Genomic DNA, 13852 nt, shown 5'->3' with positions numbered 1-13852 from the left:
TTTTGTACGTATTTCTTTCCATATTATAATTCCATTTTAACACCCAACGTATATGTTCTTGGTATCGGCTGGCCGTAACCAGTATCAATGCCATCGTAACCCACCAGCTCCGGATCCTGACCGGTATATTTGGTAATTACAAATACATTATTTACCGAACCGTATAAAAAGATTTTATTGATCTTGATATTTTTCCGCTTCAGGAAACTGCCAAAATCGTAGCCAACAGAAACCGATCTAAGTTTTAGGAATGAACCGTTTTCAAGGAAAAGATCCTGATCGGTGCGGTAAGGGATTACGGTGCTCCAAGGATTGTACAATGGATACTTGCTGTAATCGCCCCTTTTCTCCCAAAAAGTGATTTCTTTTACCGAAGACACATCTGTATTACCCTCATGGTTTACAAAATCGAAACGGGCCGCCATTTCTTCGTTGATGATTTTTCTGCCCAGGTTGAAATATAGGTTGGTATTTAAGGTCCAGTTGCCATATTTAAAGGAGTTATCAAATCCTCCGGCCAAAACCGGTAATGAGTGGCCTTTTAATACCTTGTCTCTTTCATCGATGATGTTATCGCCGTTCTGGTCTTTCCATTTCGGATCACCGGCTTTTAACGGCGTACCATTGTATTTAAGGGGCTGTCCGTTTACCACAGGCACCTGGTTGTTTGCGGTATAAATACCTTCGTTTTCTAATAACCAGTATTGATCTACAGGCTCACCAACTTTTAAAAAGCGGTTACCGATAATAATCTCGTTCAAACCTCTTGGTAAGGCTGTTAATTTATTGCTGTTGTGGTTAAGGTTAAGCGACGAATTCCATGAGAATTTGCTTCTCGAAATAACCAGGGCGCTGATCGATAAATCAACCCCGGTATTGTTCATATTTAAACCACTTTCTATCGATTGTTTGTAACCATACTCTGCGTAAGATGGAATACCCAGTAACTGGTTTCTCTCTGCTTTGATATAATAATCAACCGATACATGTAAACGGTTTTTAAGCATGGCCACATCAGCACCGACATTTAGCTGATCGGAGTACGACCACGGCACACCATAACCCACCCAACCGAAAGAATACGGCCTGGTTAGTACACCTATTGCATTATAACCCGGCACAGTTAAATTTCCGGTGTAACCAACTGATGAGGTGTACTGCGGTCCCTGTGCATAGTTATCAAAGGTAAATGCCCTGCCCATTCTGCCTGCACTGGCACGCAATACCAGGTCGTCGATATTTTTTTCGTCTTTTAACAGTTCGTTTTTAATGTTCCAGGCTGCCGAAAGGGTTGGCGAATAAAACCAGCGTTTGGTAGGCTGTGCATTTGATGAACCATCAAGGCGTAAAATTCCTGATAAAAAGTATTTATCGTTATATGAGTAATTTACCTTTCCATAAAATGATAACAGGTTATCGGCTGTTTTATCCAAAAAACGGTAGGTTAATTCGCGAGGGAAAGCTGTTGGCACCAAATAGTTCGGGTTATCAGAACCATCGTCGTTTTTGGGTTTAGAATCCAACAGGTTGATCTTGATATAATCGTTGGCACCTTTATAGGCATAGGCATAATTGTATTTATAGATATCCCACATCATCGATTGCCCCAGTTCGAAATGGAAATCGTGTACCTCTTTCAGTTTCAGATCGTAGGTTGCCTTATTGTCCATCATCAACCTCTGGTTAAAACCATAATAATTGGATGCATAACTATTACCCTGTAATAAGGTACGGGCATAAAAAATATCCCTATAGCCTTCGTTATAATCTGCATTGAAGGTAGAGCTGATGTTAAATTTACCCAAAGTGGCCACCAATTTGGCGAAGCCCTGTATACTGTTGGTTTTGTTATCATCAAAACCTTTGTTATAAGCATTTAAATAACTGGCGTAATAATCTTTATTGGGTGCCAGTGGGGCACTTAAATCGGGAAAATAGTTGATCTGCGCAAACCTGTCCCTTAAAGTCCTGTTCCTATCGCGGTTTAGGCGGTTACCATTTATCATGGCAGAGAACAATAACCATTTAACAGGTTTCATATTGATGTTGAACATCGCACTGTAACGGTCTAAACCGGTATCGTCGGCAACGCCGCTGCTTTTGGTATTACCGATTGAGAACCTAAAGTTTGCACGGTCTGATCCGCCTGTTAATCCCAGATTGATACCATAAACCAATGCATTTTTATAGTAAAGATCTGTCCAGTTTGATTTGCCGCTATATACATTATTAAGCGAATCGCTTAAATATACCGGATAAGCCTCATCGTCAGAATACCTGCCGTTAGTGGTATAAATATTGTAAAAGCGCTGTCTGAATTCGTTTTCGTATTTACCGTTGATGGTATTCACTGTTGGCTTTTGCGCCATACCGATATACGAGTTGAAACTGATACCACGCGAAACGCCATCAGGAGATTTGGTTTTGATTACAATTACGCCGTTAACACCCCTTGGGCCATAAACTGCGGTTGCGGCAAGATCGCTGAGTACCTCAACCGACGCGATGTTATTGATATCGATGGTACTTAATAAATTGGTGGCAGGCCCGATCCTGTTGAAATCGTACTGCTGGATATCAAAAGCGAAAGGATGCTCGCCAATCAGCGGAACACCATCAAGCACCACCAAAGGCTGTGATGCATATACATCCTTTTTGGACAGCAAGGGCATTGGCGCCCCCCTTAAAAACATGTTCTGTATGGTACCAGGCTCGCCCGATGGCTCCTGAACATACAAACCTGCAAAATTTCCTTTCAAATTCTGCTGAAGGGAAATAGCGGGAAAAAGGGATAATTCTTTAGTGTCTTTCTGAACACCACCAGAGAGCTTGTTGTAAATTGTTTTTCGCTTGATCTGGTCCAAACTATCTTTCCGCAACGAATCTTTTAACGGCACGAACTTTATTTTAGTCGTATCCTGAAAGATCAAATAGTTAATTGTTAGGCCTTTATGAAGTTTTTTGCCCGCTGCAAAAGTTGGTAAAACGTTTAATGATAACGCGGCAAAAAAGACAAGGCACGCCCATAAGTATCGCATAGTTAATGGATCTTTAATTGGTAAAAAAATGATTTCTAAAACTTATTTTTTCGGAAACGGCAAGAAATGTCCTTGATTAGAGGAATAGGTACTTCTGGAGTAATAGTTAGGGATTCTCATAAAATTTAGCATTTGGTTAAATCAAATATATATATACTAAATCGTTTTAACAACAAATTGTCATTTTTATGAAATTTTTATTAAATCAGATAATAATATTCCATTTTTTATAATAATTGTCAATTAGACATATAAAAAAATTAAATATTATTAAAATATATAGAAATTTTAACATCCTATAAAACAGCACTTAGCAGTGTTTTATCGCCCCCCACACAATAAATTAGGGCATTTTATGTTGCTGAAAATAAATCTAGTTAAACGTTTTACTACTTATTGGTTTATTTAGGGTTCACACGGTTGCAATCCCTTATAATAAATGGAAGCTTGCACCATGCTTAACATAAAATTAATATTGTATATAAATTAATCGCCGTACCGCTAAGGGGCATAATACTTTACGCCTATCTTTCTGTAGCCACCCTGTAGGTGGGATCTTCGATAATATTTACCTGGATAATTTCATCTGCATTTTTAAGAAGGTGCCTGCAATCATCACTAAGGTGTTTTAAAAGCAGTTTTTTATTGGCCGCCCGGTACCTTTCGGTGAGTTTATTCAGTGCATCAATGCCCGACATATCGAAAACACGACTGTGTTTAAAATCGACCGTTACCGTGGCAGGATCACTGGCGATGGTAAACAGTTCGTTAAAATTGGCTACCGAGCCGAAAAACAGAGGACCGAATATTTCATAGTGTTTAATACCATCTGCATCAATATACCTGTTAGCCCTGATGCGTTTCGAACTCTGCCATGCAAAAACAAGCGCAGAAACGATAACACCAATTAATACAGCAAGGGCAAGATTATGCAGCCAAACGGTAATCACAGCTACCAAAATACCGATAATAATATCCTGTTTGGGCATTTTATTGATCACCTTAAAACTCATCCACTCGAAGGTTCCGATGGCAACCATCATCATTACCCCAACCAACGCTGCCATGGGCACACGATCGATTACCGGTGCACCTATTAATATAATAAGCAATATGGTTAACGCCGCAATAATACCCGATAACCTGGCCCTTGCACCAGCAGAAAGATTTACCAGTGTTTGTGCGATCATCGGGCAACCGCCCATACCGGTAAAAAAACCATTTAACATATTGGCAATCCCCTGTGCAATACTTTCCCTGTTACGGTTACCCTTGGTTTCGGTAATTTCATCAACCAGGTTTAAAGTAAGCAAACCCTCTGTTAAACCCACACCTGCCATAATGAGCGAATAAGGGAAAATGACCTTTAACATTTCAAAACTGAAAGGAACTTTAGGAATATGGAAAGGTGGAAAACCTCCGCTTACCGAAGAAATATTCTTAACCAGTTTGGTATCAATACCAAAGCAAAGCACAACCAAAAAAACCACAATAATGGCTACCAACGATGCGGGAACAGCTTTTGTTATTTTAGGGAGAATGATCACGATGGCCACAGTAAGTAAAACGAGGCCTAACATAATATATAAAGGCGTACCACTTAACCATGCTAACTTACCATTAACCAGGGTTTTAAACTGTTCTAACTGCGACATAAAAATAATCACGGCCAAACCGTTAACAAAACCAAACATTACCGGCTGCGGAACAAGCCTTACAAATTTGCCCAGCTTAAATAAACCTACCAATATCTGGATAAGCCCTGCCAGGGCAACCGCAGCAAAAACATATTCAATGCCCTGGATTTTCATCAATGCAATAAGTGTAATTACTGTTGCTCCTGCCCCGCCCGATACCAGGCCGGGCCGACCGCCCAAAACAGCGGTAACCAAACCCATTATAAAAGCGGCATACAAACCTGTTAACGGAGGGAAACCGGCAAGGATTGCAAATGATAACGATTCGGGAATCATTGTCATAGCAACCGTTAAGCCTGCCAGGATTTCGGTTTTATAGTTTATTTTCTTTGAAAAATCGAAAAGCTGCAGGTAGGGTTTCATGTATGGGATAATATTTAAAGGGGTAAATATCCGATTTTATAACAGAATATGATTGATAATGTTCGCAGTTCGGCTAATAATATAACTCGTAATAAAACCTGATCAAATCTGCGCAGCATCTGCATGATTAGCGGGTAAAAAACAAATCTCATTTTTTCCCGCAGATCTAAAATGATAAGAAGCGCAGATATTTGATTATTGAATCGATATTTTTAGGATAGATCCATGTTGCCGTTGAGATGACAGGCTATATAAATCTCTGTGTAAATCTGCGCCCTTTTCTGCGGCATCTGCATGATTAGCGGGCAAAAACAAATTTCTTTTTTCCCCGCAGATCTAAAATGATAAGAAACGCAGATGACGCAGATATTTGATTATTGAATCGATATTTTTAGGATAGATCCATGTTGCCGTTGAGATAACAGGCTGTATAGATGCCTGTATAAATCTGCGCCCTTTTCTGTGTCATCTGCGGGAAAAAGACAGGTAATCGCTTTTCTACAGCTCACTAATCAAACGGTTGCGCTAAGTTTTACTTCCGCTTTCTAATTTTATAGCCAGATTAATCTTTGTTGGAAGCATCAACACGACCGTTTTTCAAAACAAGCCTCTTCGTTTTTAGTATTTGTAAACACAAGAGCAGCTGATTAATTGTCATTTTTACATTTTTTAATATGCCATCACAGCCTTGCTGGGGCTCATTTTTTTGAGGTGTCAAATCTCAGTTTTTCCACAAACGTTTGCGTTGAGTTTGGTACTGCAATTATTTCAGTATGGCTGGTATCATTTCTAAATTACGGCATAGGCCGTTCAAAAGCGGTATTTAAGCTATTAACTAACAAAAAAACCATGAACAAATTAAGAAGAAGGCAAGCGCTTCTAACCGGCTTGTTTTTAATGTTCTCTCTATTCGCCTTTGCACAGGTAAAAATTACCGGCGTTGTAAAGGATAACGACGGAGGAACTGTACCGGGCGCAACTGTATTGATCAAAGGCACGGGCAATGCCGTAAGTACCACAGCTGATGGTAAATTTTCGATCACCGCTGCGGCAGACGCCGTACTCACCATTTCTTTTATTGGCTACAATCCGCAGGATGTACCTGTAAATGGCCGAACCACTCTAAACGTGGTACTCACCTCCTCTTCAAAATCGCTTAATGATGTAGTGGTAGTGGGTTATGGTACACAGAAAAAGGTAAACCTATCGGGTTCGGTAAACACCATAGACACCAAAAATATTGTAAACCGTCCGGTTACCTCTTTAACCAATGCCCTGCAGGGCGCTGTACCGGGCATGGCCATAAAAGCAACGCCTGGCGACGTAGGTAATGATATCGGTACCATCAATGTACGCGGTAGAGGTAACTTGGGTGCCTCTGAGCCACTTTTCGTAGTAGATGGGGTAATTGTAAGTTCAGGAGATTTTGCAAGGATCAACACCAATGATGTAGAAAACATCTCTATCCTTAAAGATGCTTCGGCTTCTGCCATTTATGGATCGAGGGCTGCTTATGGCGTGGTATTGATTACCACCAAAAGAGGTAAGCAAGGCGGCATGACCATTAACTACAATGCCTATTATGGTATCCAATCTGCAACGGTTCTGCCTAGCTGGGTTGGCGCTTACGATTATGCCACATTGCGTAACGAGGCTGCTGCCAATGCAGGCAAAGCTCCGGTATATTCGGCAGGCGATTTAACCAAAATCCAGAATCAATCGGATCCCGACCGTTTTCCTGATAACGACTGGTATGCTTTAACCTTAAGAAACACTGCCCCGGTAACGGAGCATGCCATTAATGTTTCGGGTGGCGAAAAAACCAAATATTACTTAAGTGGCGCTTATTTTAACCAAAACTCCTTAATTCCGGGCAAGGATTTAGAGCGCTATTCGTTACGGGCAAATACCGAAACACAGGTTAGCGACAAATTTAAGGTTGGAACCAACATTTCGTTCATCCGCGATGGTTTTGATAATAAAAACGGAGCAATAGATTTTACCAGTTTAAACAGGCTTACCCCACTGGTAGTAAACAAACAAACCAACGGTAACTGGGGCAGTATGAACGGCGGTAAAATAGATGGAACCTCAGCAGCAACCAACACAATCAGAAAGCTGCAAGAAGGTGGCCGTAATTCTTACAGCACCAACCGTTTTATTGGCAACCTAACTGGAACCTATACCCCAATAAAAGGTTTAGAAATTAACGGTTTGGTTTCTTATAATTTTTACAACCTGGTAAATAGTGCCTTTATTAGCACTATCGATCCTATTCTGGATTTTAATACCGGCGCACCACTTAGCGGAACAGCTGTAAATACCAACCAGCTTACTGAAAACTGGCAAAATACAGGCCGTTTATTAACGCAGGCAACAGCCAGCTACGAAAAAACAATTGATAAACACTACGCAAAACTATTGGCCGGTGCTTCTTACGAAAATTATAATGACAGGGTAATTAAAACCATCCGCAAAAATTTTGTAAGTAATGATCTGAATGCAATTGATGGTGGATCAAGCGATCCGTTAAATACAACTTCATCAGGTGGTATCCAGCAAAAGGCTTTCGAATCGGTATTTGGCAGGTTTAACTATGCTTATAACAATCGTTATTTATTAGAAGCCAGCTTAAGGTTAGATGCATCTTCACAATTTGCTCCCGGCCACCGTTGGGGTGCTTATCCCTCATTCTCGGGTGCATGGCGGATTTCGCAGGAAGATTTCATGAAAAACGTTAACTGGATATCGGAATTAAAACTCCGTGCATCATGGGGTAAACTGGGTAACGTAAATAATGTGGGCAATTACGATTATTTTGATGGTTTAAGCACAGGAACAGCGGCAATTCTTGACGAATCTAAACAGGATGGCGTTTTCCCTAATAAAATTTACAATCCAAGGTTATCATGGGAAAAAATCAACATGACCAATATCGGCTTGGATGTTAACCTGTTTAAAAAATTAACCCTACAGGTAGATGCTTTCGATCGTTTAACCAACGATATTTTATTACCGGATCCAACAATCCCGACAGAAGCAGGCTTGATCAGCGATTCGGATCCGACCAAAACGCAATACCCATCTATTAACCTGGGCCAGGTAAGGAACAGGGGTTTCGAACTTTCGTTGAGTTACAGCGGACAAATAAACGATTTTAAATATTCTGTTGGTGGTAACCTGAGCAAAATATGGAATAAGGTTGTGAGTTTGGGCGGTGCTTCGGAAACACCTCCAAGCGGATATTATATCAACAGGGTTGGACAGCCAATTGGTTCATTTTACATGTGGCAGTCTGACGGTTTATTTGCCAGCGATGCAGAAGTTGCCCAACATGCCTTTCAGGCAAATGGAACCAAAGCGGGCGACATTAAATATGTAGATCAGAACGGCGATCATAAAATTGATGGCGACGACCGCGTGATTGTGGGTAACGATGTACCTTATTTTATCTACGGGCTTAATTTTTCTGCCAATTACAAAAACTTCGATTTCTCGGTTTTAGCCAATGGGGTTAGCGATGTAAAAGTATACCTTGAAAATGAGGCTTCGCAGGCATTTTTTAATGGTGCAGGTGCAAAAGAATATGTGTTGGACAGGTGGACAGTTGCCAACCCTAACCCAAATGCAGCCTACCCAAGGGTTTTGGTCTCGGGAGATAATACACAGAATTTAAAACAATCTGATTTCTGGTTGTTCAACGCTGATTATTTAAGGATCAAATCGTTAACCCTGGGTTATAGCTTACCAAAATCGGTATTGGATAAGATCAAAATCAGGGGATTGAGGATTTACGCATCGAGCAACAATCCGTTTACCATCCGTGGCGACAAAAGGTTAAAGGATTTCGATCCTGAGGCGGCTTCTCAAAGAGCAGCATACCCACAACTAAAAACCTATTCGTTCGGTGTTAACCTTACCCTTTAACAAAAGCTTTTTATGAAAAAATTAATATATATATCGTGTTTAATTTTTGCCAGCTTAGCAATAAGTAGCTGCAAAAAATCGGCAATCGATTTCGTTCCGCAGGACCAGGCTTCGAGCACCACTTTCTGGAAATCGCAAAAAGATGCCACTCTAGCCCTAAACGGCTGTTATGGTTATTTAAACAATAATTTCAATAATGCTTATGATGATGGATCATCAGATAATGCCTATGCCCAGTACCCATGGGAAAGCAATGCAACGCCTATTGCTGCCGGTAATATAAATGCCACACTCGATCAGGGTTATGGCAGCCGTTATACCTATATCCGCAGGTATAATTACTTTCTTGATAATGTAAGTAAAACCCCTATGCCTGCTGCTTTATTAAAAAGGTTTATTGCCGAGGCACGGGTTTTAAGGGCGTTAACCTATTTCGACCTGGCCAAAACATTTGGTCCGGTACCGTTATTAAAGGTTGCTTATAGCGATCCGCACGAAACCGGTATAGCACCAACTGCAGAAGCAGACGTCATTAATTTTGCCATTGCCGAAATTCAAAGCGCATTAACCGATTTGCCTGCAAGTTACCCAGGTGGATCAACAACAGAAACAGGAAGAATTACCGGTGGTGCAGCCTGGGCCATTTTAACCAGAATCCAGTTGCAGTATGCTAAATATGCCGATGCAGTTACCAGTGCGCAAAAAGTAATGGGTGCTGGCTATCAGCTGTTCAGGGTAAATACGCTGATCCCTGCCGATACGCAAGACGATTTTGGCGCTTATGTAAGCTTTGCCGATGATGCCGAAAAACAGAAGTTTTACAAAGGTTTAGCCAGTTACGAGCAACAATTTTGGCAGGCAAATGAGCAAACCAGCAAAGAAAACATTTTGGTTTCGCAGAACATTACCAACTCTTCATACGAATATGGAAATGGCTTAAGAACCTTATTCCCTCCGGGAAACCTGGGCGGATGGAGTTCCATTACCCCAACACAGGAAATGGTAAATGCTTATTGGGATAAAAACGGTAATCCATTTACCCCGCCCAACGCAACTACAAGAGCAAGTAATTATAATAACGGAGCACCAAATGCTGCTTATGCTGATGAGTTTAAAAACCGCGATACCAGACTTTATGCCAGTATATTATTTCCTGGATCGCCGTGGAGCCGCTTTGATTCGGGTTATAAATTTTCGTGGGGAAAAGGTGGTGGAAACAATAGTGTAACCGGTTACAACTTTAAAAAACTGGTAGATCCGGCCTTTACACAAAACGATTGGGATGGTGCACAGGATTTCCCGATTATAAGGTACGCCGAAATCTTATTGGCTTATGCCGAAGCTAAAAACGAACTAAGTGGCCCCGATGCAAGTGTTTATGCTGCATTAGATGATATTAGGGATAGGGCCGGAATGCCGGCAGTGGCTCAGGCGACTTACAACACGAAAGAAAAACTAAGAACGTTTATCCAACAAGAACGCCGCATCGAACTGGCGGCAGAAGGGCAACGTTTCTCCGATATCAGACGCTGGAATATTGCAAAAGATGTAATGAAAACCACTTACGATATTACCAACAGCCCGGTTCAGGAGCGTGTATGGCAATCTAAATTTATACTGATGCCTTATCCACAGGCAGCCTTAGATGGCAATCCGAATTTAAAAGCGGCCCAATCGGCCAAAGGCTATTAAAGAAAAAAGCGTCCCGATGTAAAAACCGGGGCGCTTTTTTATTCTAAATGTCCGATGTCAGTTGACCGAGGTCCGAAGACAAATAGTACAAATTAAATAACCAAAATTTCTTAACAATATTAACCTCTTAATTGTAAAATAGTTGGAAGTCGGATGTCCGAGGTTAGAAGATAAATAGCTTAAAACAACAAGCCAAATCTTTCTTAATGATAAACGAGTTTAAAATCGAAAGGTCAATTTCGGAATTACAACATAAAAACTATTCTCTGTGCCCTCGGTGATCACCTCTGTATCTCTGTGGTAAAAAAATCACCTGAAACTTTAAAATATCCCTTTCTTAGCAGACAAACCAAGATCGATATAACTCCCTGTAGACCATTCAATTTCTAGTGGAGCACCGGCATCTTTTACGGTTTCTTTACTTACATCCTTGCCTGTGCCGTAATTGATCTGCGAAAAGGGGTTTTTATTAATATTGAGCACCAAAAGTAACCTGCTTCCTTTTTTAAGCTGTTTGCTAAACATCCTAGATCTGTAAAACGGAATGCTTGCTAATTTTCCGGGTATCAATAACTCCCTTTTGCTCATATCCTTTGCATAACTTGCCCGCCCCAAAAAATAAGAAAGTTGAAAATATTCGCCCTCCGGGGTAATTTCGTATAACGACAGGCCTACATCCATATCCTTTTTATTGATGATTGCTTTAAGAGCTCCCTGCAACTTGCCCGATACTGAAACAGTCTGTTTAAATGGTTTGGTAACGAAGAAAAGCCCATTGGTGGTATCCAGTTCTTTTTTAATGATCGGATTAGGGTAATAATCGTTATAAAATGAGGTTCTATTGGCAAGATTAACTTCCTGGTGCATAAAAGTTTCTTTGGCAGGTTTGTGATCTGACAATACCATTTCCTTTCCTGCAATACGATCTAAATAAAAGCGGACATGTTCGCTTTCCATTTTTTCCAAAGTAGGTGCGTGTTTCCATTTATTTGTACCCATTACCTCAAAATTGATCTTATCTTTTAATAAAACAGGTTTTTTCCCGCCCTTTAGAATATAATCAAGCCATTGAAAGGTGATTTCGCGGGTATTGATCAAAGCATTTGGATCTACTTCATAACCCCTCAACTTCGGTATGACGCCAATCTGTGCACCAAAATGATCATACGGACCTATAATTAAATAATGCTGGGCAGATGGGTTATATTTATAATGTTCTCTGAGGTATTCGAGTGCAGAAATTTGTCCATCGTCATAATAACCAGTAATACTCAATATCGGAATATTAATCTGTTTATAATCCTGTTGATAAGGCACCATCGATTGCCAGTAAGTATCATAATCGGGATGGGAAAGCCATTTTTGCAACCATGGATTCGGGGTACCGTCAACACTATCGATTTTGTTGTAGGCTGCACCGCTTTCCCACCATTTGTTGCGCATGCTGCGCCAACGGGCATTATCATTGTTTACCGCATCATCGGTATATTTGTTATTGGTGATATAAAATGCCCATTGATAGTTGGCCGCTAAAAAAATATTGTTCTCCATGGGCAATCCAAGTCCGGGAATTGCCGCTACATAAGGTACAATTGTTTTGAGGGCCGGATGAAGGTGTTTGGCTGCAGCCCATTGTGCAAAACCAGAATAACTTCCGCCATACATCCCTACCCTCCCATCGCTCCACGGTTGGTTAATAATCCAATCGATAACTGCATTTACATCCTGCGTTTCATGTTCGTAAGGTTCAATCTGATCGGGGCTTAGTCGCTTGCCCCTCGCATCGGCAACAATACCCACATAACCATGATCGGCTGCATATTTTGCTTCCTTTAAACTTCTATCGGCATTGGAATAAATAAAGTAAAAAAGTGCTGCAGGCAGCCTTTGCATGCCTTTCTTTCTTACCACCAAAGCCGACAGTGTGACGCCATACCTGGTTTTAATCATCACACTATCGTTAATAAGGTAATGAGCAGTATCGGGCAGTGTTAATTTCTGCTGTGCATAAGCTGTGGTGCACATGATGAGGCATAGCACAGCCATACCCAGTTTTGCTAAGTTTATCTTCATAATCAAAAATTTTATGGTGTTATGTTTTAATAAGGCTCCTTAATTTTATACCCTGCCGTTCTGATAGCCTGATTGATTCCCCGGTTTTAAGTGTTACCAAAGTGCCTCCGTTATCTTTTCTTACCTGGTTAATGTAATCCAGGTTAAATAAAATATTCCTGTTAGCCCTGAAAAAACGCATGCAATCAGGGTTTTCTTCCAGTTTATTTAATGAACTCTTAAGCAATACCTGTTCTTGTCCGAAAAACAGCCTTGCATAATTATCAACCGATTCGATCAGGTATACATCGTTCCAATTAATAAGATAATGTTTGCCCCTATCCTTTACAAATACGCTGGCTTGATTGCCGCCATTTATTTTTTCAACTGCTTTATCTATCGCACTCTTAAAGCGTTCCTCCCGCACGGGCTTCATGAGGTAATCCATGGCACTCACTTCAAAAGCCTGTACGGCAAAATTATCGAAAGCGGTAACGAAAATTACTTCCGGCAGGTGATCTAAACTTTCCAGCAGATCGAAACCCGAACGGCCAGGCATCTGGATATCCAAAAAAATTAGATCGGGTTTTAGCATCCCGATAAGCTTTTCGGCCTCATCTGCATCAGTAGCTTCCGCCAATACGGTGATGTGCGGATAACTTTTCAGCATTCTGATCAACTCCTGCCTTGCTCCGCGTTCATCATCGATGATCAGGGTACGTATTGTTTTCATCTGATCGGGATTTTAATTTCGGCACAAACTTTTTCTTCTATCTCATACAAACTAAAAACAGACTCCTGCCCGTAACTCAAACTTAAGCGTTCCTGCAGATTCCGAAGACCTATGCCTTTAACCGTTTCATCATACACCAATCTGCCTGGGTTTAATACCCTGATACAGAGAAATCCATTTTCCTCAACAATAATTACATCAATTCTGCCACCCTGTTTTTCTAATGCAATACCATGTTTAACGGCATTTTCTACCAATGTTTGGATGCATAAACGTGGCACCATCGTTCCGGATAAAGATACATCCACATCCAGCTCATACTGTAACCGCTCTTCCATCCTCAAACCTTC

The 13852-nt window shown here is 40.9% G+C and carries 6 protein-coding genes and 1 pseudogene; 2 read left to right on the top strand and 5 right to left on the bottom strand.

What is annotated here, in order from left to right; translation table 11 throughout:
• Positions 1–23 precede the first annotated feature (23 nt).
• Together B2V92_RS14330 and B2V92_RS14325 are read right to left on the bottom strand one after the other, a co-directional pair.
• Positions 24–2897: a SusC/RagA family TonB-linked outer membrane protein gene (locus B2V92_RS14330; RefSeq protein WP_293309290.1), complete on the bottom strand. Its 2874-nt coding sequence runs from the start codon at positions 2895–2897 to the stop codon at positions 24–26.
• Positions 2898–3562: 665 nt separating this feature from the next.
• Positions 3563–5098, bottom strand: coding sequence for a SulP family inorganic anion transporter (locus B2V92_RS14325; RefSeq protein ID WP_293309288.1), 1536 nt, complete (start codon positions 5096–5098; stop codon positions 3563–3565).
• 849 nt (positions 5099–5947) lie between these two features.
• Here B2V92_RS14325 and B2V92_RS14320 point away from each other — a divergent pair.
• Together B2V92_RS14320 and B2V92_RS14315 are read left to right on the top strand one after the other, a co-directional pair.
• Positions 5948–9025 (top strand): SusC/RagA family TonB-linked outer membrane protein, encoded by a 3078-nt coding sequence (locus tag B2V92_RS14320; RefSeq protein ID WP_293309286.1) that lies wholly within the window; start codon positions 5948–5950, stop codon positions 9023–9025.
• A 12-nt stretch (positions 9026–9037) separates the two neighbouring features.
• Entirely contained in the window at positions 9038–10717 is a 1680-nt protein-coding gene (locus B2V92_RS14315) for a RagB/SusD family nutrient uptake outer membrane protein (protein ID WP_293309284.1), read from the top strand.
• Between the two features lie 321 nt (positions 10718–11038).
• Here the strand turns inward: B2V92_RS14315 and B2V92_RS14310 are convergent, their stop codons facing one another.
• From B2V92_RS14310 to B2V92_RS14300, 3 genes and pseudogenes are all read right to left on the bottom strand, one after another.
• Positions 11039–12790, bottom strand: coding sequence for a CocE/NonD family hydrolase (locus B2V92_RS14310; protein WP_293309282.1), 1752 nt, complete (start codon positions 12788–12790; stop codon positions 11039–11041).
• Positions 12791–12809: 19 nt separating this feature from the next.
• Positions 12810–13502 (bottom strand): LytR/AlgR family response regulator transcription factor, encoded by a 693-nt coding sequence (locus B2V92_RS14305; RefSeq protein WP_293309280.1) that lies wholly within the window; start codon positions 13500–13502, stop codon positions 12810–12812.
• Positions 13499–13852, bottom strand: a pseudogene (locus B2V92_RS14300) (hypothetical protein); the annotation flags it as partial. The gene B2V92_RS14305 and the pseudogene B2V92_RS14300, both read right to left, overlap by 4 nt.

Source organism: Pedobacter sp. UBA5917, assembly GCF_002432345.1.
Lineage (GTDB): Bacteria > Bacteroidota > Bacteroidia > Sphingobacteriales > Sphingobacteriaceae > Pedobacter.
This window is presented reverse-complemented; position numbering and strand designations above follow the sequence as displayed.

Bases quoted from the DNA above. Each gene is read 5' to 3' on its own strand.
- B2V92_RS14325 (WP_293309288.1), bottom strand. From the start codon at position 5,098: ATGAAACCCTACCTGCAGCTTTTCGATTTTTCAAAGAAAATAAACTAT.
- B2V92_RS14310 (WP_293309282.1), bottom strand. From the start codon at position 12,790: ATGAAGATAAACTTAGCAAAACTGGGTATGGCTGTGCTATGCCTCATC.
- B2V92_RS14320 (WP_293309286.1), top strand. From the start codon at position 5,948: ATGAACAAATTAAGAAGAAGGCAAGCGCTTCTAACCGGCTTGTTTTTA.
- B2V92_RS14305 (WP_293309280.1), bottom strand. From the start codon at position 13,502: ATGAAAACAATACGTACCCTGATCATCGATGATGAACGCGGAGCAAGG.
- B2V92_RS14315 (WP_293309284.1), top strand. From the start codon at position 9,038: ATGAAAAAATTAATATATATATCGTGTTTAATTTTTGCCAGCTTAGCA.